This is a genomic window from Amycolatopsis albidoflavus (assembly GCF_039525725.1).
Classification (GTDB): domain Bacteria; phylum Actinomycetota; class Actinomycetes; order Mycobacteriales; family Pseudonocardiaceae; genus Amycolatopsis; species Amycolatopsis albidoflava.
Genome location: NZ_BAAAHV010000028.1, coordinates 150,050 through 174,015 on the forward strand (window position 1 = coordinate 150,050; position 23,966 = coordinate 174,015).

The following is a 23,966-nucleotide window of genomic DNA, read 5'->3' on the forward strand; positions in this document are numbered from 1 at the left end:
CCCCTTGCGCGGCGATTCCATCCACGGGGCCCCACTTGGTTATCCAGCAATCCGCCGTCCCGCCGCCAGCGACTGCCGTGACCCCTACGCGCTTCTGGTCGGGTCACGCCTGCCAAGTTGCCGGAGCTTGCCCGTCTCGAAGAACTCACTAGGCCAACCGGGCCACCGACCTCCGCTATCCGGCAGCCCTCCCCGCTGACCAGCCCCTTCATACCGACCGGTGCCGTCACCCCTGCTGCGCACACAAACCACACGCGCCCTCAAGCGCCCGCCTGCGCCCTGCGGCCCTGAGCCCTACCGCCACCCCACCAGCACCTACCCTGCGCTCTCCCGCAGCCCGGAGCCCTATCGCCAAGCCCGCCCAGCCCAGCCACGCCACCGCCACTGCTCCCGCCACCACGCACCGAGCCGTCCGAGCCTCCCCCGCCGCCCGACCACCGCAGTCCTCGCCCCGCGCCCCCTGGTGGCACCCGTCCAATCCAACCGCACCGTCACCGTCGCCCCCTCTCCCCAGCCGACCACTCACCCCAGCGGACCACTCGCCCCCGCGGTCCGCGTCCCTTCGCGCGGACCCGTTGCGCCGCAAGGGTGAATCCGCCGAACCGAATTCCGGCATTCCCCCCGAACCCGCCGCCCGCCGGACAAGAGCAGCCGACCGCACCTTGACTTCATAATGGTCTAGTCCAATGCTTACCGCATCAATTTTCCGCATGTTCGCCGGAGGACAGATGCAGCGAAGCAGACTGGCCGCCACACTCGTCGCCGCCGCTACCGTGGCCGGGGCAGCTGCCGTCGTGGCCGCGACCGCCCATGCGCAGACCGGGACGTCGACCGGCCTCGACAACAACTGGTACGCCGCCGCGCCGTACCTCATGCCGCAGAGCAACAACCCGCCCGACCCGGTGACCGTCATGAACGCGACCGGGCAGAAGGCGTTCCAGCTGGCCTTCATCCTCGCGCCCAAGAGCGGGGGATGCAGTCCCACCTGGGACGGCACGACGCCGGTTTCCTCGGACACGACCGTCGGCGACGCGATCAACCGCATTCGAGGCAACGGCGGCGACGTGTCGGTTTCGGTCGGCGGCTACGGCGGGACGAAGCTGGGCCAGACCTGCGGCACTGTCGACGCGACCGCCGCCGCCTACCAGCAGGTCGTGGCGAAATACAACCTGAAAGCCATCGACTTCGACCTCGAAGAACCCGAGTACGAAGACACCGCTGCCATCGCGAACGAACTCGGTGCCGCGAAGAAACTGCAGGCGGACAACCCCGGTCTGTTCGTGTCGGTGACGATGCCGGGAACCGCGGCCGGCACCGGCTGGTTCGGCACCCAGTTGCTGGACCAGGCGAAGTCGATCGGCTTCTCCCCCAACGACTTCTCGATCATGCCGTTCGACGGCGGCTTCACCGGCGGCGGCGCGTCGCAGGTGTCAGCGCTGGAAGCGTTCCACGGCCTGCTCCAAAGCCACCTCGGCTGGGACAGCGACACCGCGTATTCGCACGAGGGTTTCTCAGGAATGAACGGGAAATCCGACTCCTCGGAATACTTCAACGTTTCCGATTTCCAGACCGTGTACGACTACGCGACGAGCCACCACCTCGGCCGGTTCACTTTCTGGGCGGTGAACCGCGACCGGCAGTGCACGACGACGACCGACAACAGCGTGTGCTCGAATGTCCAGCAAAACGACTGGGACTTCACGAAGTTCACCACCCGGTTCGCCGGCGCGACCCCGCCGCAGACCACTCCGCCGACGAGCCCGACCAGCCCGACCAGCAATCCCCCGGGCACCTGTTCGGCACCGGAATGGCAGAAAACGCAGGTCTACACCGGCGGCACCGTAGTCGCGCACAACAGCCACAAATGGACCGCCAAATGGTGGACCCAGGGCGAGGAACCCGGCACGACCGGCCAGTGGGGCGTCTGGACCGACAACGGAGGCTGCTGATTTCCCGATCGGGCGTTGCGACGCGGATTCCGCGCCGCAACGCCCGATCCGTCGGTCGCGGGTGAGGAATCAGGGTCGAACGCCGGGCAGGTGCGTATTCGCCCGGCGGACTTCCGAAGCCAGCGCCGGCACCTCGATCACCCGCCGTCCGGCGGCGACCAGCCGCTCGACCCCTTCGGCCTCGACGAACAACGACGGTTCCCGCCAGGCCATCACCACCCGCGGAATGGCCGTTTCGAGGATCAGCTGCGTGCAGCTTTTCGGGTGGGACGCGCGATCGCTGCACGGTTCAAGTGAGCTGTACATGGTCGCGTCGGCGAGCCGCGGGTCGCGCGGATCGAGCTTCGCCAACGCGGATTCTTCCGCGTGATTGTGCGGGTCGCCCTCGCCCGAATGCCCCGTGGCGAGCACCGTTCCGTCCGGCAACCCGACGACCGCGCCGACCCGAAACGTCGAGCTCGGCGGACACTCGTCGGCAAGCTCGATGGCTTGGCGCAGCCGCAGCAGATCGAGCGACGACGGTTCAGCCGCCGCGCGATACCGAAGCACCGCGACGTCCCCGAGCCGCCGCACTTCCGTCAATTCCAGCGGTCGCGGAAACGCCCCCGGCCCGAGAAACCGCGGCGCGCGCGGGTCGCCGACCATGACCGGCGCGACCGCGAGCCGGAGTTCGTCGGCGAGCCCGGCGTCGAGGAACTGCGTGTGCACCGCCCCGCCGCCCTCGACGAGCAACGTCCGGATCCCCCTCGCACCGAGGTCGTCCAGAACGCGCCCAAGCTGCGGCGGACTGCCGACGTCCACCACCGTCGCGACCGCGCTCAGGCTCTCCGCACTGCCCCGCGGCGCGTAGACGAGCTTCTCGCTGTCGCCGACTGTGAAGAACCGCGACGCCGGATCCAGCTTGCCGCTGCTCGTGACCGTCACTTTGACCGGCTGCTCCGGCCGCCCCGCCACGACGCGCTCGCGGCGCAGTTCGGCGGAGCGCACGAGGAGGCGCGGGTTGTCGGCCCGCACCGTGCCCGCGCCGACGAGGATCGCGTCGGCCTCGGCACGGAGCCGGTCGACCTCCGCGAAGTCGTCCTCGTTGGACAGGATCAGACGCGTGCTGCCGGCGTCGTCGAGGTAGCCGTCCAGCGATTGCGCCGCGGACAGCAGGACGTGCGGCCGCCCGGTCATCGTGCCCATCCGCTCATCGTGCTCCGGCCAGGTCAGGCGGGCACCACGGCGTACTGGCGGACGTACAGGTCGGTGTAGGTCACCGGTCCGCGCGGACCCGGCACCCGGTCGAGGTTGATGCCGGTTTCGGGCACCGCGAGCAGCTTGAAGCCGTCCAGCAGCCGGGTCGGCGCGTTCCAGAACACGCCGGTGCCGGTGTAGCCGTCGAAGAACTGCTCCGCGGCCGCCGGGTTCTCGGTCGCGATCCCCGCGGCCAGCCCGGACGTGCGCTCGTTCGCGATCTCGACCGCGTCGACGAGCCCGCCGACCTTCTCCACGGTGACGGTCGCCTCCCGCTCGGAGTCCAGCGCCCACTCGTAGCCGATCGGATGCTCGTGCGGCGCGAGCGAAGGCGTGACACCCCGCTCGGCCAGCGCCGACTCGATCTGCGGCCACACCGTGTCGTGCACGTCCTCGTGGATCAGCAGCAGGTTCAGCCGGTTGCAGACGCCAAGCCGGTCGAGGCTCGAGAACACGAGGTCACGGACCTTGCCCGCATCCGCCGCGGCGTCGACGTACAGCACCCCGCCGCCGTCGGCATGCGCCAACGTGCCCACCCCGTGCACCGCGGCCTCGGTCGCCAGCGCGCGCGTGCTGTCGCCGCTGCCGCGCAGGATGACGAGCGGCACGAGCCCAGGCAACCGAACCAGCGCCGACGCCGCCTCCCGCTCAACGCGCGGCACCAGCTGCACGACGTCCGGGTTGATCCCGGCAGCCTCGAGCGCGGGCGCGATCACGACGTCCCGCAACCGCTGCGCCGACCCCAGCGCCGCCGACCCGGTCCGCAGCACGCCGCCGTTGCGCGACTTGACCAACTGCGACGCCACATCGACGGTCACGTTCGGCCGCGCCTCGTAGTTCGCGCCGATGACACCCACCGGACGCCGCCGCTCGACCAGCCGCAGCCCACCGTCCAACGTGGACACAGGGACGGACCGCTCCTGGTGCGGAGCGCCGGCCAGCAACCGCAGCTGCGCGGCCATCCCGTCGAGCCGCTCGGGCGTGATGGTGAGCCGATCGAGCAGACCGGCGCTCATCCCGTCAGCCGTAGCCTTGGCAACGTCGGCCCGGTTGGCCTCAAGCACCTCGTCCCGGTGCTCGACGAACCGCTCCGCCATCCCGACGAGCGCCGCATCCACCGCATCGTCCCCGGCGGCAGCCAACGACGGCGCAGCCGCCTTCGCCGCCCGCGCACACTCCTCGACGGCCTTCGCGACCTCGTCCATCGCCTGTCTCCCTCCGGCGGCTCAGCAGACGTCCAGTCTGCCGTACCGCCCACATGGGGAGACGACGGGCTCAGCCCTCGGGACGCTCCCGGTGCCAGTCGCCTGGTGGACAACATGGTCGGCAACGCCGCCGCTCACGACCCCCGCGTCCCTGCCCGCGGCCTCTCGCCGTGGCCCCGGGGCGCGCCGCTGCCGCCACCTGCGCTGCTTGGGTGCAGCCGGTGCTCCGACCCGCAATCGCTTCGCCGCGCCGCCACGCCGCCACGCCGCCACGCGGTCACGCGGTCACGGGGTCACGCCGTCCGCCGCTGCGATTCCCGCCCAGCCCGCCAACCGCCGCGAACTCCCGCGACGGTCCGTCCTAGCAGGCAAGCGACGGCCGCGACGCCGAGCGACTGCCCGAGGAACTGCAGCAGACCCCGCGACCACGACACCCGCACCGCCAGCAGCGGCCACCGCCGCAGGGTCCACAGCACCCACGACAGAGCCCAGCTCCGCACGACGTCAACCTGCGCCACCCTGAGCCAACTGAGCCAACTGCGTCAACCGCGTCAACCGCGTCAACCGACGCAGCCCAGCAGCTAGCTGTCCGCACCAGCCCACGGCCACGGCCACGGCCACGGCCACGGCCACGGCCACGGCGACAGTGCCACCCGCCGCAGCGCGACCGCGCGGCCCTCCACGCCACCTCAACACCCGGCGCGCCAGCCACACAGTCCACAGCCACCCGCGCCACCGCACCTCGATGCCCAAGGCAAGCAACTCGCACAGCCCCACGGCCAACCGCTCCACCGCAGCTGAGCACGCACGACGTCAGCCCACGCAGCCCAACCGCCGGCCGCGCGCAGCACCTCGACGCCCACGGACGTCACCGCCGAACCACCGACCTGCTCCACCGCAACCCAGCGGCCCCACGCAGTCACCCCACGCGACCCCGGTGACAGTCCGCGTCAGCGCACCGCACGCCAGAACCGCAGCGGCAGCATCACAGCCCCAGCGGCTGAAGCAACCACAGCCCGCCCGCGATGACACAGCTCACCGTGAGCACGCCGAACACCAGCACCCACAACACCGCGGGCACGGCGGTCAACCGGCTCAGCTGATCGGCGTCGGAGTCCCGCGCCTGGCCACGTCGCCGTTTGAGCTGAAGCTCCACCACCGGCCGGACCCCGCCGAACAGCAAGAACCACGTCAGCAGATACACGAACGGCGCCTGCACCACCTTCGGCGCGACCAGAGCCACGAGCCCAAGCACGACGGCGCTCGCCACCACCGTGAACACGCCGTAGGCATTGCGCACCATGATCAGCACACCCAGCAGCAGCAACGCGACCAGCACGAGCACCGAGGTGATGAGGTCGGCCCCGACCAGGCTCGCGAACAGCAGCCCCAAGACCGACGGCGCGACGTAGCCGGCCAAGGCCGTGAACGCCATCCCCGGCCCCTCGGGCTTGCCGCGCGACACGGTGACCCCGGAGGTGTCCGAGTGCAGCCGGATCGACCGCAGCCGCCGCCCGACCGTCACCGCCGCCAGCGCGTGGCCGGCCTCGTGCACGATCGTGATGACGTTGCGGGCGAACCGCCACGGCGTTCCGCCGGCGAGCACCACCAGCAAGGCGATACCGCCGGTGACCAACGTGATGACGCTCGGCGTATTCGCCTGTTCCAGCGCCGCACCGACTGTCCCAGTGCCCGCTGCCATGGCCGCACCGGAGATTTCTCCGGCACCCGGTCGAGCACTGAGCACAGTCGAGACGGCGAGTACAGGCGTAGTCACGCGGACACCTCACCACAGGCCCTATTTGGCCCCTGTGAGTGCCCAGGCAACGACCGTCGGCCGCGATTCGGTATGGGCGGCGGCCTCACTCCATAACGTCTCCCTCCTGTCGATCCGCGACTTCAGCAACCGCTCAGTCCGCCACCTCCCCGGACACCGCCGTCCGCAACCGATCGAGCCGGAAGAGATGCGCGACCCATGACCGATACGGCCACCAGTCCTCAGTCAGCGGTTCGAGCTCGTCCGGCGGTGTGTCGGGAGGCAACGCGTACTCCGCGCACAGAATCTGGTGAAGCTGGGTGTCCAGCCGCGGGAAGAGATCGGGATGTCCCGCGCCGTGCAGCAGGATCTGCTCGGCGGAAAACGCTCCGATGCCCGGGATCGCGCACAGCCGCGTCATCGCGTCGGGGATCGACAGAGCCAGCAGCTCTTCGGTGTCCAGGCGGCCGTCAGTTGCCGCCCGGGCGACAGCTCGAAGGCGTGCGAGCCGGAACGGTCCCACCGACGGTTCGTCATCCAATTCGGCCAGAATTTGCGGCGTGGGAAAGGAAACCGGCCCATCGTCGCCCACCTGACGGCCGTGTCGCACTGCGAGCTGTTCCCGGAACCGCATCGCCTGCCGGGCGCGCATTCCTTGGGTGAGCACGGCCCAGCAGGCTGCTTCGTACGGCGACGAGTACAGCACTGGGCGCGCTCCGCTGTGGCGAGCCTGCAGCCGCCGGACCACGGAGTCGCGGCTCGCGACCTCGGCGAAACCGGATTCGTCGACGTCGAGCGAGAGCATCCGGCTCACCTGCGCGACCACTCGCGAGGCAATCTCCACCGGCGCCGCCACGCCGACTTCGACCGTGCCCGGCGATCTCTGCCGGATCGCGGCCCCGGCGTGCGTCCAGGTCCCCTCCACCGGGAACGCCAGCCGCAGCACACCCGGTTCGGCTGCGAAGGATCCCGCCGGGCCCGCCCCGGCGAGCCACTGCGACGCGGCGCTCAGGTCGAAGTCCCCGTGCACGGCGATTTCACCGGTGGGCAGGTCGATCGGACGCAGGATCGGTGCGGTCATCAGACAGTCCTCCTCGCTGGTCTCCGCGGGTCGGAGACCGTGCGGACGACGTTAGGAACAGGCACCGACAATGCCGGGCCTCGAACGCTTGATCGGGCCGATCTTCACTCGAACGAGTTAGCCGCTGATGCCGCATACTGCCGGTATCCCCACCGAGAGGACTTCCGTGCCCCACCACAGCACCCAGCAACGGCTCACCGACCTGCTCAGCGAGCCGGCCACGACGGTCGACGGCTTCCTCGACACACTCGGCGACGCTGCCCAGGCCGGCCCGCCCACCGGACTCACTCAGCGGCTCATGCGCACCACGCTGCTGCCGCAGGTCTACGAACGCTATTGGCGGCCGGTGCTCGGCCGCGTCCTCAAAGGCCCCAGCGGCCCGAGCATGGCCGACGAGGTCGCTCTCGCCGCCGAACGGCTCGCGCTGCAGCCAGGTCAGGTCGTGCTCGACGTCGCGTGCGGGACTGGCCGGTTCACGCGCGCGTTCGGCGACGCGGTGGGACCGGACGGGCTTGCGATCGGTTTGGACGGCGCACGCAGCATGCTTTCGCGCGCGGTCGAAGAAACTGATTCGCCGGCCGTGACTTACCTTCGCGCCGACGCGGTCGAGCCGCCACTGCTTTCGTCCACTGTGGACGCTATCTGCTGTTTCGCCGCCCTGCACATGTTCGCCGAGCCGGAACGCGCGCTTGATTCGTTCACCCGGATTCTGCGTCCCGGCGGCCGGATCGTCCTGCTCACGAGCGCTCGCCGCGACTGCCAGGTGACCCGGATCGCCGACACCGCAGGAGGAATCGTCAGCGGGCAACGCATGTTCGACCGCGGGGAGATCGCGGCCAGCCTGCGCGGGCGTGGCTTCGACGAGGTGCGCGAGCAGTACTTCGGGGTCGCCCAACTCGTCTCCGGTCGGCTGTCCGACGTGCAGTGATCCATTTTTGTCGGGGTTCGGAGATAGCATTCTCCGCATGACCCACGCCGCACCTGTCCCGCCCGACGACAGCCACCTCCGTTCCCTCATCGAAGCCACTGCCGACGCCGTGGCCGCAGCTGAACCGCTCGGCTCCGACCACGCCGGAGCGGACGCGGAAACCCGTGCTGCGGTTGAAGAAGAAGTGCGCGCCCGAGCCAGCGAGCTCGTCGCGCTCAGCCAAGATCTGCACGCGCATCCGGAAGAAGGGTTCGCCGAACACCGGTCAGTCGGCGCACTCGCCGAATTGCTGCGCGCGCACGGACACGAGGTAACCGTCGGGCTCGGCGGGCTGGATACCGCGTTGCGCACTGGAACTCCGGGCAACGGTGGGCCGCACATCGCAGTCCTGTCCGAGTACGACGCTCTGCCCGGATTGGGACATGGCTGCGGGCACAACGTTATTTGCACAGCCGGAGCCGGCGGATTCCTCGGCGCGGCGGCAGTGGCCGAACAACTCGGCGGGCGCGTGTCGCTGGTGGGCACTCCCGCGGAAGAAGGCGGTGGCGGCAAGGAAACGCTCGCGCGGGCCGGGATCTTCGACGATGTCGACGCGGTGATCATGCTGCATCCGTTCAGCCATGACATCGCACTGCACCCGTTCCTCGGCAGGCGACAACTGGAGATGGTGTTCCACGGCGTCGGCGCACATGCTTCGGCTCAGCCGTTCATGGGACGCAACGCCCTCGACGCTGCGGTGGCGGCCTACCAAGGTGTGTCCGCGCTGCGGCAACAACTGCCGTCGAGCGACCGAGTGCACGGCATCTTCACCGACGGCGGCGCACGGCCGAACGTGATTCCCGCCCGGGCGGCTCTGTTGTTCTATCTCCGGTCGGCGAATCCGGAGACGCTGCGCGACCTGGCCGACCGGATGACCGCGATCGCCCACGGCGCGGCCGAAATGACGGGCTGCGGGGTGGAACTGCACTGGGACGCGCAGCCGGCATACCTGCCGATCCGGTTCAACACCACACTGGCCGGGAGGTGGTCGGTCAATCAGCAGAGCACCGGGCGGAAGCCGCTGCCGCCGGGCATCGTGCCGGAGTTCCTGACCGGGAGCACCGATCTCGGAAACTTGTCGTTCCGCATGCCCGCGCTGCATCCGATGATCGCGGTGTCCGGGCCGACGGTCGCGTTGCACACCAAGGAATTCGCCGAGGCTGCCGGGTCGCCGACGGGTGATCAAGCGGTCGTCGACGGTGCACTGGGTCTGGCGCTGACGGCCGCCGACTATCTCGCCGACGCGGGCCTTCGCAAAGCCGTGCACGACGAGTTCGAGGCATCGGGAGGGGCGTTGGACGTGCCGAGTTTCTTTGACTGACGCGTGGCGGGACAGACCGGAGAACGCAGGGATGACGATGGGCCGCAAGGCTGGAGGGAAGGTGCAACGGCTGGTTTGACGGGTTGGGCTGGAGCTTTTCGCGGGTTGGGCTGGCTCTGTGACAGTCGCGGTGGCGATCGCTGCTGGGTTCGCGACGGCACGGCACGGCACGGCACGGCACGGCACGGCACGGCACGGCACGGCACGGCACGGCACGGCACGGCACGGCACGGCACGGCACGGCACGGCACGGACGAGGATGCTCTTCCCAGCTGAGACCGGCTGAGAATTCTCAGCTGATTCTTCTCAGGAAAGCCTGAGGGTTTTCCACAGGCTGCTCATAAGCACGGGCGCGAGTCTGGGTTCATGACCGAGAACGAGAGCCGCCCCGGCCCCGCTGCCCCCGGTGGGCGCCAGCCGCACCAGAGCAGTGAGCAGTACGGCCAGTACCGGGCCGGGTCGAGTCCGTTCGATGCCAACGCGGAGATGCCGCGTGGTGCTCAGCCCGTTCCGGCGATGCCGCAGCAGGGCGCGCAGCAAAGGCCGTCGGCGATCGATGGTGCGCAGCCAGCGGCGGCGGGACCCGCGCGGCAACCGGCACCGGGCAACGGGCAGACGAGCCTCAGTGTCACGGCGGGTTGGCCGGGTGCTGGCGAGCCGGTCGGGCCGAACAGCGCCCGGCAGCCTCAAGGAGCCGGGCTGAGCGCTACCCAACGATCCCAGCCGGTTTGGCCGGACGCTGCCCAGCAACCCCAGCCAGCAGACCTGGGCGCTACCCAACCGTCTCAGCCAGTCGGGCCGGGCACTGCCCAGCGATCCCAGCCGGACGCCGCACGCCACTCCCAATCGAACGCCGCCCAACAGTCCGGGCCGAACGCAGCTCCCCTGCCCGACCCGCAAGCCGCACGCCACTCCCAGCCGACCGCCGCCCAACAGTCCGGGCCGAACACCGCGCCCCCGCCAAACCAGCACACTGCGCAGCACCGGCCCGGCACCCCGCACTACGGCCCAATGCCACAGCCCGCGCAGCCACCCGCCGCTCTAGCGGGTCCGCGGAAGCGGCCCGGCCGCATGGCCGCCCTCGTAGGAGCCACTGCGCTGGCCGCAGCGCTTCTCGGTGGCGGTGCGGGCGCGGCGATTGTCGGACTGAGCGGCGGTTCCAGCGGGTCCTCGACCACCCCGTCGTCTGCCGCCACTGGGCAGACCATCAGCAACACCACGGGTTCTGGGGACGTCAGCACCGTCGCGGCGAAGGTCGTGCCCAGTGTCGTTCAGGTCAACGTCACGACTGGGCGCGGCACGGCGATCGGGTCGGGCGTCATCCTCACCGCTGACGGCCGGATCCTCACCAACGCGCACGTCGTGCAGGGGGCGCAGACCGTCACGGTCACCACGTCGGACGGCAAGAAGTACCAGGCCAAGGTCGTCGGCTCGGACACCAAGAGCGACATCGCGGTGCTGCAGGCGCAGGGCGCGAGCGGACTCGCCCCTGCGACGCTCGGCGATTCGGGCAAGCTCGCCGTCGGGCAGCAGGTCATCGCGATCGGGTCGCCGGGCGGGCTGCAGAACACCGTCACCACCGGCATCGTCAGTGCGCTCAACCGGCCGCTGTCCGACGTCGGAGGCGGCGACGATCAGCAAAACTCGCCCTTCAACAGGCAGACCTCGAACGTCACTTCCGGCCCTAGCTACACCGCGATCCAGACCGACGCCTCGATCAACCAGGGCAACTCGGGCGGCGCGCTCGTCGACAGCCAGGGCCGGGTGATCGGCATCAACTCCGCGCTCTACAGCCCGAACTCCTCGGCGGGCAGCGTCGGGATCGGGTTCGCCATCCCGATCAACGACGCCAAGAAAATCGTCGACCAGATCGTGAACGGCTGACCGAAACTCCGGAGGCGGACCGCGGTCGGGGCGGCCCGCCTTCGCTCCTCACTCGGGACGGTGAGGAAACCTGGCCGCTCTCTCCGGGAATTCGGGGCCTGGAGAGAGCGGCTTCTTCACGCGCTCGGCAGGTCGTAGACCAGCGTGAACGTGTGCTTGCCCGCGTCGTCGACGGCGATGTCGGCCGAGCCGGTGATGCCAGCCAGCTCGTCCGTGCCCGAGCCGGGATGCAGGACCAGCGACAGCCCCTCGTCCCCAGCCGTGTGGCGGAGGACGAAGCTCCCCTTCCGCCCGTCAACGGAGCCGGTGAAGCGCTCGAAGGCGACGTACGCGCGCGAAGTCTCGTTCGACGCCGTCAGCATCTCGACCCGGCTGGTCCCCTCGACCGCCCCGGTGAACGTCTTCTCGATCAGCACCTGCGCGAACGCCGTGCCTCCAGCCTCGTCCTGCGCCTGCGGTTCCCATTTGTCCAGTTCGAACGCGGCGACGGCGGTACTGGTCATGCTGCTGCTCCTCTTCCGGAAACTCGATCAGGAGCAGTCAACCGCGGATACCTGCCATCTGCTGTCAGGTATCTCAGCGCCGCCGGTTGCCGAACAGCCCGCGCGAGAACTCCCGTCCGAGCGAACTCGCCGCCGAGCGCATGAACGACTTCACCGCCGGGTTGCTCAACACCTGCGAGATCATCCCCGGCTCCTCCTTCTCCGGCTTGGGCGCGGCTGGTGCCTCAGGTTCGGTAGCCGGCGCGGAAGGCTCGGCCGGGGTGGCTTTGGCCGTCAACTTCTCGTACGCCGACTCCCGGTCGATCGTGTCCCCGTACTTCGCGTTCAGCTCCGACGAAGTGACCGCCGCGCGGATCGCGTCCGCCCCGATCGACCCCATCTTCGACCGCGGCGCGCGCAACCGCGTCCATGCGACCGGCGTCGGCGCCCCGCGTTCGGACAGCACGGTGACGATCGCCTCGCCGATGCCCAGCGACGTCAACGCCGTCTCGAGGTCGTAGTGCGGCGACTTCGGATACGTCTTCACCGTGCGCGCCAACGCCTTCTGGTCGTCCGGAGTGAACGCGCGCAACGCGTGCTGCACCCGCGCGCCGAGCTGGGACAGCACGTTATTCGGAATGTCAGTCGGCAACTGCGTGCAGAAGAACACGCCGACGCCTTTCGACCGGATGAGCTTCACCGTCTGCTCGATCCGCTCCAGGAACGCCTTCGACGCGCCGGAGAACAGCAGGTGCGCCTCGTCGAAGAAGAACACCAGCTTCGGCTGGTCAAGGTCGCCCTCCTCGGGCAACTCCTCGAACAGTTCGGCCAGCAGCCACATCAGAAAGGTCGAGAAGAGCGCCGGTTTAGACTGCAGGTTGTCCAGCTCCAGCAACGTGATGACGCCCTTGCCGTCCTGCTGGCGCGTCAGATCGTGGACATCCAACTCGGGCTCGCCGAAGAACTCCTCGCCGCCCTGTGCCTCCAGATTGGACAGTGCACGCAGGATCACGCCCGCCGTCGCCGCGGACACTCCGCCGATGCCCTTGAGGTCTTCCTTGCCCTCGTCGCTGGTCAGATGCGTGATGACCGACCGCAGGTCCTTGGTGTCCAGCAAGGCGAGACCGCGCTGGTCGGCCCAGTGGAAAATCAGGCCGAGCGTCGATTCCTGCGTCTCGTTCAGCCCCAGCACCTTCGACAGCAGCACCGGCCCGAAGCTCGTGATCGTCGCGCGCACCGGGATCCCCGTGCCGCTGGTGCCCAGCGACAGGAACTGCACCGGACCCCCCGCCGGCACCCAGTCGTCGCCCAGTTCCGCGGACCGTTTCGCCGTGCGATCGCTCGCCTCGCCGGGCGCGGACAGCCCGGACAGGTCGCCCTTGACGTCGGCGAGCACTACCGGAACCCCGGCCGCGGACAGCTGTTCGGAGATCAACTGGAGCGTCTTGGTCTTGCCGGTGCCGGTCGCGCCCGCGACCAGACCGTGCCGGTTCAACGTCGCCAGCGGCAGCCGGACCGCGGCCGACGCTTCCGTCTTCCCGTCGATCACCACCGCGCCCAGCTCGACGGCCGCCCCGTCGCTGACGTATCCCTGCGCGATCTCCGCCGCTGGTCCCGACGCTTGCTCGGCCACTGGCCGCACCTCGTTCCGAGTCCGAAATCACACCTCGTTGCACTGGCTGACCGAGCGTAACGCGCCGGAAGCCCAGGTGACGCCGCTGATATCCCCGTGTCGGGTTAGGGTGGTGCGGGTGAACGACCATCTTGTCTGGATCGACTGCGAGATGACGGGGCTCGACCTCGGCAAGGACGCGTTGATCGAAATAGCCGCGCTGGTGACCGACGCCGACCTGAACGTGCTGGGCGAGGGCGTCGACATCGTCATCCACGCCGACGACGCCGAGCTCGACGGCATGCCGCAGGTCGTCCACGACATGCACGCCAAGTCCGGCCTCACCGAAGAAGTCCGCGCCTCGACGACCACGCTGGCCGAGGCCGAGCAGCGCGTGCTGGAGTACATCCGCGAATGGGTGCCGGACCCGGCCAGCGCGCCGCTCGCCGGCAACTCGATCGCCACCGACCGCGGCTTCATCGCCCGCGACATGCCGGCGCTCGACAGCCACCTGCACTACCGGATGGTCGACGTGTCGTCGGTCAAGGAGCTCGTGCGCCGCTGGTACCCGCGGATCTACTACGCCAAGCCGGAGAAAGGCCTGGCCCACCGCGCGCTCGCGGACATCAAGGAGTCCGTCGGCGAACTCGAGTACTACCGCGCGATCGCCTTCGTCCCCCAGCCCGGTCCGACGAGCGACGAGGCCAAAGCCGCCGCCGCCGAAGTGCTGGAACGCCACCGAGGGTGACCCCCTGAAAAGCGCTCGCGGGCACCCGCTAGGATTGCTTCCAGCAAGGCGATCGCGAGATCTTTTTGCCAGATGGTGGCTATAGCTCAGCTGGTAGAGCACCTGGTTGTGGTCCAGGAGGTCGCGGGTTCGAGCCCCGTTAGCCACCCTTGCACCCCGGCTTCACCGAGATCCTTTTTCGGAGAAGCCGGGGTTTTGTCGTTTCCGGGGTACGGTGGCAGCGTGGGTGTCGCGCAGGTCACTGCGTTGTCTCGCCTTACCCAGCTGCCGCCGGGTTGGCCGCTGCTGGCCGGGTTCGCGGCGGGTCACCGCCGCTGACCAGGGCGGTTGCCCCGGCGGACCGAAAAGGGGACCCCCTGGAACGGGGCCTGAACGCCCTGCTAATCTTTTCCACGTCGCCGAGGGAAACCACAGCGGCGGGAAACACCAAGCGCCATTAGCTCAATTGGCAGAGCAGCTGGCTCTTAACCAGCGGGTTCGGGGTTCGAGTCCCTGATGGCGCACCCTCACTCCCCAGGTCTTTAGATTCATTGACCTGGGGATTTTGGTTTTCTGGAAGGTTTTCTTCCGGTTCCGGACCGTCCATTGTGGTCGTTGGCGAGCCCGAGGCGAGCCCGAGACTTCGCGCCGACTGCCGCGGGATGATCGCCGCCGTCGCCTCCGCCGCCGCGAACGCAACCTGAGGCAGGACCGTCGTGTAGGTGTCGGAGGTGACGGTGATCGAGGAATGCCGCAGCATCCGCTGCACCACCTTCATCTCCACACCCGCCGCGAGCGCGAGAGTCGCGGCACCATGGCGGAGGTCGTGCAGGCGGATCGGCGGCAGCCCCGCCTGGCGGGACAAGTCGTAGAACACGTCGGTCACAGACGCGGGATGCAGCGGGCTTCCGTCCCACTGGGTGAAGGCCAGGTCGTGTTCTTTCCACTGTGATCCGAGGCGTGCCCGGTCCGCGTCCTGGACCGCCAGATGCTGTGCCAGCACGAGGGCGGTGTCCTGGTCGATCGCGACCGCGTTCACCGACTCGTCCGTCTTCGGCGACGACTCGCCCGTCTCCCAGCCCCACTGCACGATCTGGTTCGAAATCCGGACCTCGCCCGTGGCAAGGCTGATCTCCGAGCGGCGCAGTCCGCACGCCTCGCCCCGCCGCAGGCCGATGTGCGCGATCAGATGAAACAGCGGATACAAGGGATGATGGACCGCGACGTCGAGGAAACGACCGGTCTGCTCCGGGGTCCACACCATCACCGGGCACGGGACCGTCCCTGTCCGCTGCCACAGCTGCACCCGCTCCGGCGTCCACACCAACGGCGTCCACCGCACCGCAGCAGGCAGCTCCACCAGCGACGCCACATTGACCACGAGCAGGCCCTGCTTGACCGGGCGGTTCAGGCACGTCTTCAACGTGCCGTTGATCCGGTGGATCGACGTGGGCCCGACCGGGCGCTGCCACTTCACCGCCGCGATCTTCCGCGGGTCGCCGCTCTCGCGGTAGACCGCGATCAGCTCATTGTGCTCCTCGATCGCGTCGTACATCGCGTCCAGATGCCGCACCTGCAGCTTCCGCCGCCGCACCTGCCCCAGATGCGGCCCCAGATACAGCCGCACATGCGACTCGTAGGACCGATAGGTGTTGCGCGAGACCTTCCGCTTCTTCGCCGCCAGGAACCCCGCGAACTCCTCGGCCATCAACGGATCGTCGGTCACGTCCGCGCCCGCGCGCACCAGCCGCCGCATCTCGTCGATGTCCGGGAACTTCTCGCGCTTGGCGAACGCCAGGGCGATCACGTCGCCGATGTCGCGCCGCAACTCGGCGTCGTCCTCGCCCGCGATCGCCAGCAACCCCCGCACATGCTCCAACTGGCTTTCTGCCTCAGACGCTGAATCGAACCCGCGGCGTCGCCGCGGACGCCGCGGGCCCGCCGCGTCCGGCGGAAGCTCGACCCGGAAACCCCACTGGCCGTGCTTGTAGTTCTTCAACTTCGGACACGCGCTGCCCAACGGCTTCCTGTTCTCGTCCCGGCAATTGCACGTCCGGTACACCGACCCCTCGGTCACCGCACACCATCCCCTCGTCGCAAGGCCTCCCGTGGAACCAGCGGATCTGATCGCTGGGGAGAACATGCTCGCGCTGCGACCACCCCTCGGGGAAGCCCGAGCCGCGCTCGGATCACCCGAACCGGCGAACGGGCCCTGCCGGTGAACCTGTTACGTCGTCGGCGGTTCCAGACCGAGCACCCGCAACAACCCCACGGTCGGGACCCTCCAACCCGTTCCCGCTCGCAGGACCGGGCACGGGAAATCCCCGGCGCGCGCGAGCGCGTACGCCGTGGTCCGCCCGATCCGCAAGGCCCGCGCAGCCGTCATCAAATCCACCACCGCGGGCAACGCCGCCACCTCCGCCACCGTCATCGGCACCGGTTCCTGCGCGGTCACGACGCCGCCGCTTCCGCGAGCCGCCGCCGAGCCAGATCACCGCACGCGGGATCCAGATCGACGCCGACGAACGAGCACCCGTATTCCACTGCCGCGATACCTGTTGTTCCGCTGCCGCAGAACGGATCCAGCACCACTCCCCCGCGCGGACACCCCAGACGCACGCAACGCCGCGCGATCTCCAACGTCCCCGCCGCCGGATGACCGGTGCCCGAACGACCGGCCGGCACCCGCCACACATCCGACCATGCCTCGCCAGGATCAGACTGCGGCGCGAACCAATGCTCCGAGGATCGGGTTAGCAGGAACACCGTCTCGTAACGCTGCGCGAGCCGGTCCCGCACACTCTCCGGCCGCGCGTTCGGCTTCTCCCACACCACCGCGTTCCGCAGCAGCCAACCGCGCTCCTGCAACGAGAGCGCCACCCGCCACGGCACTCCCACCAGATCCTTGCGGCGAAACGCCGACTGCGGCGGACGATGCACCCCGTAACGACTCGCTGCGCGCACCGGCGCGGTTCGCGCCACCGAACCCTGCGCGACGTAGTTCCCCCACGAACCGCCGAAGCAATCGCCCAGGTTCAGCCACACCGTCCCGCCCCGCCGCAGCACCCGCGACACCCGATCGAACACCTCCACCAGACGCCCCACGTAGAGATCCACAGTGGACTCCGCCCCGAACTGGCCCGCGACGCGGTAATCCCGCAGCCCCCAATACGGCGGCGACGTCACCACGCAATCCACCGACCCGGCAGGCATCCCCGCCACCACCTCCGCGGCGTCCCCCACGCACACCCGCGCCGACCCGCTCATCGCCCGCACCGCCGCCAGCCCACGACTGCCCGCCTGCCCTGTGCGGCGAGAGGAGTTGGCGTTCTCGGCCGGCGCGCCCTGAACAACGCCATCCCAACACTGATCGGCGAGCGCGATGTCTTCTCCCGTCATTGCGTCCCTCCCTCGTCGTGGCCGGCGTCGGCGATGCGCCGGAGTGCGAGCTCGTGGTAGGCGGGGTTGGTGTCGATGCCGGTGAAACGCCGGCCGAGCGCGCGAGCGGCGACGCCGGTGGTGCCGCTACCGCTGAACGGGTCGAGGACGTGGCCCCCGGGCGGGCATCCGGCCGCGACGCACCGTCGCGGGATCTCCACCGGCGAGGGAGCGGGATGCCCGGTGCGGGTGCGGTCGGGCGGGATGGCCCATACATTGCCGGGATTGCGGCCACGTTGCGCGTCGGCGGGGGTGCGGGGCCAGGTTCCGCAGGCGGTGTTCGGCTTGGTGCCGCCGTGGTGTGCGCGGCGGGACAGGGCGCGGTCGCCGGTGTAGGGCTGCCGGATCGCGTCGAGGTCGAAGTAGTAGTCCGGCCGCGTGACGAACAGGAAGAGCATCTCGTGCCGGGTCTCGAGCCGATCGGAGATCGGGGTGGGCGTGGCGTGCGGCTTGTGCCAGACGACCGCCGACCGCAAGATCCACCCGTCGTCCTGCAGGGCGAAGGCCAGCCGCCATGGCATGCCGAGCAGATTCTTGTGCGGCACGTCCGCTCGCGGCCGGTAGTGCGGCTGCCCTGCTTGCCCTGGGGTCGTGCACCAGTAGCCGTCGGAATTGGTCGAGTAGCTGTCACCCACGTTGATCCACACCGTGGCCTGCGGAGTCAGCGCCCGCCGGGCCGCGGAGAACACCGCACGCAGGGTCTCGATGTAGTCGTCCGCGGTCGGTTCCAGCCCGATCTGCCGATGGTTTTGCCGGGCCCCGCAGTCTCGGCACCGCCACCGCCCGTCACCCCCGTCGCGGACGCTGGCCGTGCGGTGGCGGCAGCCGGGCCGGCCGCCGGTCCAGGTGTCGGGTGCGTAGTCGCGCAGCCGCCAGTAGGGCGGGCTGGTGACCAGACAGTCCACCGAATCCTCAGGCAGGTTCCGGATCGCGGCTTCCGCGTCGGCAGTCAGCAACGTGACAGGATCGTCCTCACGAAAGCGTGCGGCGAAGGTGGTCACGCGGCCCTCCCGGTGTTTTGGTCTGACAGGCCGAGGCGGCGCAGGCCGATGGCGTGGAACTCCGGGTTGAGGTCGATGCCAAGGTAGGAACGGCCGAGCTGGCGCGCGGCCAGGCCGGTGGTGGCGGCACCGCTGAACGGGTCGAGCACCACACCGCCGGAAGGGCATCCGGCCGCGATGCAGCGCAGCGGGATGTCGACCGGGAACGCAGCGAAATGCGCCTCTCGCAACGGGCGGGTGGGAATCGACCAGACGTCACCCGGATTCTTGCCACGAGCATGCGCCGCGGTGTGCCGCGCCCCGGTCGGGCGCATCGCGTCCCCCGGTGTTTTCCCGGCGAACGGCTCGGCGTCTCGGTATTTGCCGTACACGCTATGTCCGCGGCGGCGCGCGGTCGCGCCGATCCCGCCGTAGCGGCCTTTGTTCGCGCCGCCGATCACGCTGCCCTCCCCGACTGCCTCGGGACGGGCGAGCGGTTCGCGGATCGGGTCGAGGTCGAAGAAATACTTCTGCTGTTTGGTCAGCAGGAACAGCATCTCGTACCGGTTGGAGACCCGGTCGCGCACGGATTCGGGCATGGCGTTGGGTTTGTGCCACACGATCGCATTGCGCAGAATCCAGCCGTCGGACTGCAACGCGAACGCCACCCGCCACGGCATGCCGACCAGATTCTTCCGCGGCAGGCTCCGGGTGCGCGACACCCCGGCGAGGCGCACCGACTCCCGCAGCGGCTCTGCCGCGCTGCGACCGACCAGGGTGCTCGCTCGCATGGCATCACCGGTGCGGCCGGGCGGTTCGGCGGAGTACGAATCGCCCAGGTTCAGCCAGACCGTGCCCGTGTCGGACAGGACACGGTGCAGCTGCGCGAAGACCTGCCGCAGCCGGTCGACGTAGTCCTGCGGCGTCGCCTCCAGGCCGTGCTGGTCGTCCTCGCGGCAGGCACCGCACCGGCGGCAGCGCTGCTGCGGCGCACCACCGCGATGCGCCGCCGACGGGGGATAGGCGAGACCGGGATGTTTGGACTGGGGAATGTTGCCGCCGCGTCCGGTCGCGGCCAGGTGCGCGCAGCCGGGATCGCCGCCGACCCAAGTCCCGGTCCCATAGTCGCGCAGCCCCCAGTACGGCGGACTCGTGACCACACAGTCCACCGACTTCTCCCCCAGACCGGCGAGGGTCGCGGTGGCGTCGCCGGTGTAGAGCGTGACCGTCTCGTCGCGGTAGTAGGCGGTGTCCATGAGATTCGCTCCTTCGGCACGGTGGGTTGAGGTCGCGAGCCGCGGCAGGTCGGCTCCTGTCGCTGCGCACAGGCGGGCACGGACGGGTGCTGGGTGACGCGGCGTGCACTCAGGCGGCGGCCGAATCGCGCCGTGCCCTATGCCAAGGGCGGTGCGGTCGCGGCAATGCGGGCAGCGCGGGGAGGGACTGGTTCAGGACCGGATCGGCGGCGTCGGGATCGGCCCGGAGCACCAGCGCGGTGTGGTGTGCGGGCAGCGCGACCGGATGCCCGAGAACGCGTTCCGCTCGGGCGGCGGCGCGGCGCTGGGCCAGCGACGCGCGGGTGTGGGTGCGGCCTCGTCGCACCGTGGCGGTCAGCGCCGTACACCGCGCGACGGGTGCCAGCCCGGCCGCGGTGGCGGCCGCCGCGATCCGGCTGGGGACGTCGAGCAGGTCGTGCCGCACGGGGTGGCGCTGGGGGGCGCTGGTAACGACCACATACCCGCCCGGACGCAGCAGCGGCCGGTACTGCGCCAGCAGTCCGTGCAACCGCTCCAGCGCGCCATCGAGGTCGCCGGCCGGATCGGGGCGCAGGGTCGTCAGGAGGAGATGGATCCGTCCGGTCAGCCCGGCCGTGGCTGCGGCGGCGGCCGTTCCGGGGCGTCGGTCGAGGATGAGGACCATGCCGTCGACGAACACCCCGCGCGCCTTCGTGGCGGTCACGTTGGCGCGCGCCAAGCGCCACCACCGGCGCTGCCCGGTCAACCCGATCGCGTGCCGTCCGGCCCGGAGCGATTCGACGATCGTGGTGCCCGCGCCGCAGTCGGGATCGAGCACGACATCACCGGGCCGGGTCAGCGCCGCGACGGCGTAGCGGGCGATCGCCGGGGCCATCAGGGCGGGGTCGGCGCCGGTGGCGTCGTGGTAGCCGCCCTCGGTCAGCTGGGCCGTCAGGCTGTCGGTCCCGGTCGGCCACACCGACGACACAACGTGGCCTTCGGACCGCTCCCCCGCCGGGCGGGGGGGCTGCGTGCCGGTGCGCTTAGACATCCGAGGTCTCCTTCGCGTCGAGGGCACCGTCGTCCGTCGCGTCCGACGACATCCGCCCGAGCAGAACGAGGTCGTGGTGCACCGTGCGCAGCGGCGGCGCAATGGCGTCGACCACGCGCGGCGAGAAGTCCGGCGCAGGCACTGCGGTGCCAATCCGGTCGGCGGTGGTGAGGCAGTCAGGCGTGTCCGGGAAGGGCGCGGTGAGCACGGCGATGTGATCGAGACACCGCAACCTCTGACTACCCAGTGTGTTCAGCACAGTCGCGTGCGGATCTCGCAGCCAACCACCGCGGCTATCACTGTGTGTGACTGTCGCGAGGAGGCCGCGCGGGGTGAGTAGGGCGTCCCAGTCGGTGCGTGCGAGCCAGTCGGTGGCGTGCGGATCGAGCGCGGTGATGATCAGGTCGAAGCCACCGCGCGGTCCGTCTCCGTCGCGATGCCGAGGGCGCGCGGAGTCGGGGTGCGGTTCGGGCACCGGGTGCAGCCCGAGCCGCCCGAGTCGGGGTCGCGACCCCGACTCGGCTCCGGCAGGGCGGGATGAGTCGGTGTGCTCGGCCGGGTCGTTGGGGGCGGGTGCCGTTGTCGCGGTGTCGGCGCCGCGACCGAGCCGGGCGACGGTCCAGACTGCCTCGGCGAGACCGGCGTAAGCCTCGGCGCTGCGGGTGTTGCCGGCCGCGTGCTGAGGAGCGCGCGGGGATGGCGGCGGGGTGAGGAGAAGGACGCGGTCGCCGGGTCGTGTGTAGGTCGTCACGAGGGTGACGATCGTGCGTCCGAGCCAGCCGGGAAGCCGCGCGGTACCGGGCAGCATCTCCGCGTCGGCGAACGACCAGAACGTCGCCGGACGTGGACGGCGGGCAGCTGCGGCAGCAGGTGTGGTCCGTGGCGCGCGGTGCCGGCCACGGCGGAGGCTTGCGGTGTCGCGATGTGGCAAGCGGCGGTGACGGCGTCCGGGCTCGGGATGCGGTGTTGAGGTCATCGGTGGCCTTCCTCGCGGTGTGATCGGCGTGGTCTGCCAAGTCACCCCAAGAGGCGGGTTTTGAGGCCGTTTTTCGACACCGCTCGCCCAAGTTTTTTCACAAGTCCGGAATCGCTGCGCCGCACGCAACGGGACACGACTCCGAATACGTCGACAATTTCCCAGTGTTCGGAGGTATTCGAGCCCAGCACGATGAGGGCCGCCCTGCTGTCGAATCACGTCGACTCAGGTCACGAAGAATTTCCGATCGAATCGCAGCGGCCCGGCCGAACGGCCGCAGACCCCGCCTTGGCGAACTCATCGAATTGCTACTAAGGATCATTTAAAACGCCAGCTCAGTGGCTACCAAGTCGATCGTGGACGCCGGAGGGGCACGACGTCCCGCATCGGGTAGCTGAATCCTTCAAGGCTTCCGTTTTAGTAGCCGGATTCGCCTACTAAGAAGATCGTCCTTGTTCTTTTCTTGTCTTTTTCTTGTCGCCGTCCTGGCGTCCTGACGGAGCCGATTCGCCGACTCCAAGTCAGGAGCACATCAATGACGAACGACGAAACTGTGTCCGCACCTATCCGGACTGATCACGAGGGGCACGACTGGCTCCCGCTGGACACCGCACGCGACGCCTTCGGGTGGCTGGTCACCGGGCCGAAGCCGATGGCCGTGCACGGGGCCCGGTTCGCCGGGTTGCCGCGGCGTCCGGTGCCGCTGGACGAGTTGCGGGACCGGGTGATGAGCAGGCAGTGCCCGCCTCGCACGCGCGACGACGTGTGGGCGCACTTGGTGCTGTGTTCCCGCGCGCATGGGGGTGCCTGGACGGTGGCGTGCGTCGGGTTGGCGCTGCCGTCGCTGGCATCGAGTGCGCGATGGCTGGCGGCGCGGTTTCGCGGCGATCGCGCGGACGCGCACGCGGCTGTTCTCGCAGGTTTTGTCCACGCGCTGTCGACGGTCGATCTGGCAGACCCGGCCATCGCGGTGCGGCTGCATTTCGCCGCGCGCCGCGCCGGGCAGAAGGCATTGGAGGAGTCGCTCGACGCTCCGATGCCGGCGGGCTCGGGCTATCGCTCCGCGGTGCCGCGCCCGCCGTACGGGCACCCCGACTTGGTGCTCGCGCGGGCGGTCGGTGAGCAGATTCTCACCCCCGTCGAAGCGGAACTGATCTCGGCGACGCGGCTCGGCGACACCTCGGTGACCGACTGGGCGCAAGCCCACGGCACTGCGCTGAAGACCGCGTTCAAGGCCCGTGATCGGGCCGAAGACCGACTCGTCGCGTGGCTGCACGATCAGCTCGCCGACACCGACTCCGAAGACCCCGTCGCCGACGCAGCTGTCGCCGCCCTGGTCGTCGACGCGCCGGACGTGCCCGCCGAGGAAAAGCTCAAATCGTCACGTGCCGTGAGCGGTCGTCTGCGCAACGGCCGACCGGCTTCTTCCAGGAAATCGTCACGGGCGGTGTCGAAAAACGGCCCGAAATCCGGCCTCTTGGGGGCGCGGGGAGATCCCACCCGGCTCTCCGCGTACCGCCGAGCACGAGCCGATTTCGGAGGTGCGCCGATGCGCGTGACACCCCATCCCCAGACCGAGCACGCTACCGCGCCGTCGCGCGCGTCGGCGTCGAGCGCATCCCATCAGAACCGGCCCAGCGCGAGCGTCGTCAGTCCCGCGCGGCCGACGGCGCACACGGTTGGTGCGCGTCCACGTCATCGGACCTCTCAGTCACGACCGGTGCGCCGCGCGGTGACGCGCTCGCTGGTCTTCGCGGTACTCGGCGCGGTCCTGCTCAGCTCGCTCGCCGTGGATGCGGCGCAGGCCTCGACCCAGGTGCTCGCGATCGCGAGCAGCGTCGGGCAGGTCTTCGACAACATCCGCAACTGGCTGCTCGGCATCCTCGCCGGGCTGGCGACGGTGTTCCTCACCGTCGGCGGCGTCCGGTACCTGATGGCCGGGGGCGACCCCGGAGAAGTCGAGAAAGCGAAGACCGCGTTCAAGAGCGCCGGGTGGGGCTACGGGCTGGCGGCGCTGGCACCGCTCGTGGTGGAAATCCTGCGCGGGATTGTCGGGGCCTGAGGCC

20 protein-coding genes, 2 tRNA genes and 1 pseudogene are annotated in these 23,966 nt (G+C 69.7%); 9 read left to right on the forward strand and 14 right to left on the reverse strand.

Annotation, left to right across the window (positions count from 1 at the left end; translation table 11 throughout):
• The first annotated feature begins 728 nt into the window (after positions 1-728).
• Positions 729-1,949 carry a chitinase gene (locus tag ABD156_RS43455; RefSeq protein WP_344287282.1) on the forward strand — a complete coding sequence of 407 codons (1,221 nt, stop codon included), beginning with the start codon at positions 729-731 and terminating at the stop codon, positions 1,947-1,949.
• Positions 1,950-2,018: 69 nt separating this feature from the next.
• Here the strand turns inward: ABD156_RS43455 and ABD156_RS43460 are convergent, their stop codons facing one another.
• The 5 genes from ABD156_RS43460 to ABD156_RS43480 form a co-directional block, all read right to left on the reverse strand.
• Positions 2,019-3,125 carry a dihydrofolate reductase family protein gene (locus ABD156_RS43460; RefSeq protein ID WP_344287484.1) on the reverse strand — a complete coding sequence of 369 codons (1,107 nt, stop codon included), beginning with the start codon at positions 3,123-3,125 and terminating at the stop codon, positions 2,019-2,021.
• A 32-nt stretch (positions 3,126-3,157) separates the two neighbouring features.
• Positions 3,158-4,390 carry an aldehyde dehydrogenase family protein gene (locus ABD156_RS43465; protein WP_344287284.1) on the reverse strand — a complete coding sequence of 411 codons (1,233 nt, stop codon included), beginning with the start codon at positions 4,388-4,390 and terminating at the stop codon, positions 3,158-3,160.
• A 293-nt stretch (positions 4,391-4,683) separates the two neighbouring features.
• On the reverse strand, positions 4,684-4,890 hold the full coding sequence (locus ABD156_RS43470) for a hypothetical protein (protein WP_344287286.1): 207 nt from the start codon (positions 4,888-4,890) through the stop codon (positions 4,684-4,686).
• A gap of 485 nt (positions 4,891-5,375) precedes the next feature.
• Complete coding sequence (locus ABD156_RS43475; protein WP_344287486.1) at positions 5,376-6,092, reverse strand: M50 family metallopeptidase; 717 nt, start codon at positions 6,090-6,092, stop codon at positions 5,376-5,378.
• A 208-nt stretch (positions 6,093-6,300) separates the two neighbouring features.
• Positions 6,301-7,227 (reverse strand): DNA-3-methyladenine glycosylase family protein, encoded by a 927-nt coding sequence (locus ABD156_RS43480; protein ID WP_344287288.1) that lies wholly within the window; start codon positions 7,225-7,227, stop codon positions 6,301-6,303.
• A 166-nt stretch (positions 7,228-7,393) separates the two neighbouring features.
• Here ABD156_RS43480 and ABD156_RS43485 point away from each other — a divergent pair, with 166 nt between their 5' ends.
• The 3 genes from ABD156_RS43485 (at position 7,394) to ABD156_RS43495 (ending at position 11,399) form a co-directional block, all read left to right on the forward strand.
• Entirely contained in the window at positions 7,394-8,155 is a 762-nt protein-coding gene (locus ABD156_RS43485; protein WP_344287290.1) for a class I SAM-dependent methyltransferase, read from the forward strand.
• Between the two features lie 37 nt (positions 8,156-8,192).
• The gene (locus tag ABD156_RS43490; protein WP_344287292.1) at positions 8,193-9,515 is read left to right on the forward strand and encodes a M20 family metallopeptidase; all 1,323 of its coding nucleotides are present in this window, start codon (positions 8,193-8,195) and stop codon (positions 9,513-9,515) included.
• 1,071 nt (positions 9,516-10,586) lie between these two features.
• Positions 10,587-11,399: a S1C family serine protease gene (locus tag ABD156_RS43495; RefSeq protein ID WP_377926020.1), complete on the forward strand. Its 813-nt coding sequence runs from the start codon at positions 10,587-10,589 to the stop codon at positions 11,397-11,399.
• A gap of 116 nt (positions 11,400-11,515) precedes the next feature.
• Here the strand turns inward: ABD156_RS43495 and ABD156_RS43500 are convergent, their stop codons facing one another.
• Together ABD156_RS43500 and ABD156_RS43505 are read right to left on the reverse strand one after the other, a co-directional pair.
• The gene (locus ABD156_RS43500) at positions 11,516-11,902 is read right to left on the reverse strand and encodes a DUF3224 domain-containing protein (RefSeq protein ID WP_344287293.1); all 387 of its coding nucleotides are present in this window, start codon (positions 11,900-11,902) and stop codon (positions 11,516-11,518) included.
• Between the two features lie 73 nt (positions 11,903-11,975).
• Entirely contained in the window at positions 11,976-13,514 is a 1,539-nt protein-coding gene (locus ABD156_RS43505) for a helicase HerA-like domain-containing protein (RefSeq protein ID WP_344287295.1), read from the reverse strand.
• Positions 13,515-13,632: 118 nt separating this feature from the next.
• Here ABD156_RS43505 and orn point away from each other — a divergent pair, with 118 nt between their 5' ends.
• The 3 genes from orn to ABD156_RS43520 all read left to right on the forward strand — a co-directional run bounded on the left by orn (position 13,633) and on the right by ABD156_RS43520 (position 14,744).
• Complete coding sequence (gene orn, locus ABD156_RS43510; RefSeq protein ID WP_344287297.1) at positions 13,633-14,241, forward strand: oligoribonuclease; 609 nt, start codon at positions 13,633-13,635, stop codon at positions 14,239-14,241.
• Between the two features lie 75 nt (positions 14,242-14,316).
• Positions 14,317-14,389 (forward strand) — tRNA-His (locus tag ABD156_RS43515).
• 282 nt (positions 14,390-14,671) lie between these two features.
• Positions 14,672-14,744 (forward strand) — tRNA-Lys (locus ABD156_RS43520).
• Positions 14,745-14,938: 194 nt separating this feature from the next.
• On the opposite strand, the pseudogene ABD156_RS47940 reads toward ABD156_RS43520, so the two are convergent.
• Positions 14,939-15,928, reverse strand: a pseudogene (locus ABD156_RS47940) (site-specific integrase); the annotation flags it as partial.
• On the opposite strand from ABD156_RS47940, the gene ABD156_RS43525 reads away from it, so the two are divergent.
• Positions 15,848-16,123, forward strand: a complete 276-nt coding sequence (locus ABD156_RS43525) for a hypothetical protein (RefSeq protein ID WP_344287299.1) — start codon at positions 15,848-15,850, stop codon at positions 16,121-16,123. The pseudogene ABD156_RS47940 and the gene ABD156_RS43525 sit on opposite strands and share 81 nt — an antisense overlap.
• 324 nt (positions 16,124-16,447) lie before the next feature.
• Here the strand turns inward: ABD156_RS43525 and ABD156_RS43530 are convergent, their stop codons facing one another.
• The 6 genes from ABD156_RS43530 to ABD156_RS43555 all read right to left on the reverse strand — a co-directional run bounded on the left by ABD156_RS43530 (position 16,448) and on the right by ABD156_RS43555 (position 21,900).
• Positions 16,448-16,675: a helix-turn-helix domain-containing protein gene (locus ABD156_RS43530; RefSeq protein ID WP_344287301.1), complete on the reverse strand. Its 228-nt coding sequence runs from the start codon at positions 16,673-16,675 to the stop codon at positions 16,448-16,450.
• Positions 16,672-17,619 carry a DNA-methyltransferase gene (locus ABD156_RS43535; RefSeq protein WP_344287303.1) on the reverse strand — a complete coding sequence of 316 codons (948 nt, stop codon included), beginning with the start codon at positions 17,617-17,619 and terminating at the stop codon, positions 16,672-16,674. Before ABD156_RS43535 ends, ABD156_RS43530 begins: the two co-directional genes overlap by 4 nt.
• Positions 17,616-18,659 carry a DNA-methyltransferase gene (locus ABD156_RS43540; protein WP_344287305.1) on the reverse strand — a complete coding sequence of 348 codons (1,044 nt, stop codon included), beginning with the start codon at positions 18,657-18,659 and terminating at the stop codon, positions 17,616-17,618. The genes ABD156_RS43535 and ABD156_RS43540 overlap by 4 nt, the downstream gene beginning before the upstream one ends.
• Complete coding sequence (locus ABD156_RS43545) at positions 18,656-19,894, reverse strand: DNA-methyltransferase (RefSeq protein WP_344287307.1); 1,239 nt, start codon at positions 19,892-19,894, stop codon at positions 18,656-18,658. The genes ABD156_RS43540 and ABD156_RS43545 overlap by 4 nt, the downstream gene beginning before the upstream one ends.
• Before the next feature lie 109 nt (positions 19,895-20,003).
• The gene (locus ABD156_RS43550; protein ID WP_344287309.1) at positions 20,004-20,924 is read right to left on the reverse strand and encodes a DNA methyltransferase; all 921 of its coding nucleotides are present in this window, start codon (positions 20,922-20,924) and stop codon (positions 20,004-20,006) included.
• On the reverse strand, positions 20,917-21,900 hold the full coding sequence (locus ABD156_RS43555; protein WP_344287311.1) for a hypothetical protein: 984 nt from the start codon (positions 21,898-21,900) through the stop codon (positions 20,917-20,919). Before ABD156_RS43555 ends, ABD156_RS43550 begins: the two co-directional genes overlap by 8 nt.
• A 535-nt stretch (positions 21,901-22,435) precedes the next feature.
• Here ABD156_RS43555 and ABD156_RS43560 point away from each other — a divergent pair.
• Positions 22,436-23,962 carry a pilin gene (locus ABD156_RS43560; protein WP_344287313.1) on the forward strand — a complete coding sequence of 509 codons (1,527 nt, stop codon included), beginning with the start codon at positions 22,436-22,438 and terminating at the stop codon, positions 23,960-23,962.
• Positions 23,963-23,966 lie beyond the last annotated feature (4 nt).

What these genes read in the sequence shown, in the direction of transcription:
- ABD156_RS43455 (WP_344287282.1), top strand. Translation starts at nt 729, where the DNA reads ATGCAGCGAAGCAGACTGGCCGCCACACTCGTCGCCGCCGCTACCGTG.
- ABD156_RS43460 (WP_344287484.1), bottom strand. Translation starts at nt 3,125, where the DNA reads ATGACCGGGCGGCCGCACGTCCTGCTGTCCGCGGCGCAATCGCTGGAC.
- ABD156_RS43465 (WP_344287284.1), bottom strand. Translation starts at nt 4,390, where the DNA reads ATGGACGAGGTCGCGAAGGCCGTCGAGGAGTGTGCGCGGGCGGCGAAG.
- ABD156_RS43475 (WP_344287486.1), bottom strand. Translation starts at nt 6,092, where the DNA reads ATGGCAGCGGGCACTGGGACAGTCGGTGCGGCGCTGGAACAGGCGAAT.
- ABD156_RS43480 (WP_344287288.1), bottom strand. Translation starts at nt 7,227, where the DNA reads ATGACCGCACCGATCCTGCGTCCGATCGACCTGCCCACCGGTGAAATC.
- ABD156_RS43490 (WP_344287292.1), top strand. Translation starts at nt 8,193, where the DNA reads ATGACCCACGCCGCACCTGTCCCGCCCGACGACAGCCACCTCCGTTCC.
- ABD156_RS43495 (WP_377926020.1), top strand. Translation starts at nt 10,587, where the DNA reads ATGGCCGCCCTCGTAGGAGCCACTGCGCTGGCCGCAGCGCTTCTCGGT.
- ABD156_RS43500 (WP_344287293.1), bottom strand. Translation starts at nt 11,902, where the DNA reads ATGACCAGTACCGCCGTCGCCGCGTTCGAACTGGACAAATGGGAACCG.
- ABD156_RS43525 (WP_344287299.1), top strand. Translation starts at nt 15,848, where the DNA reads ATGCGACTCGTAGGACCGATAGGTGTTGCGCGAGACCTTCCGCTTCTT.
- ABD156_RS43535 (WP_344287303.1), bottom strand. Translation starts at nt 17,619, where the DNA reads ATGACGGGAGAAGACATCGCGCTCGCCGATCAGTGTTGGGATGGCGTT.
- ABD156_RS43545 (WP_344287307.1), bottom strand. Translation starts at nt 19,894, where the DNA reads ATGGACACCGCCTACTACCGCGACGAGACGGTCACGCTCTACACCGGC.
- ABD156_RS43550 (WP_344287309.1), bottom strand. Translation starts at nt 20,924, where the DNA reads ATGTCTAAGCGCACCGGCACGCAGCCCCCCCGCCCGGCGGGGGAGCGG.
- ABD156_RS43555 (WP_344287311.1), bottom strand. Translation starts at nt 21,900, where the DNA reads ATGACCTCAACACCGCATCCCGAGCCCGGACGCCGTCACCGCCGCTTG.
- ABD156_RS43560 (WP_344287313.1), top strand. Translation starts at nt 22,436, where the DNA reads ATGACGAACGACGAAACTGTGTCCGCACCTATCCGGACTGATCACGAG.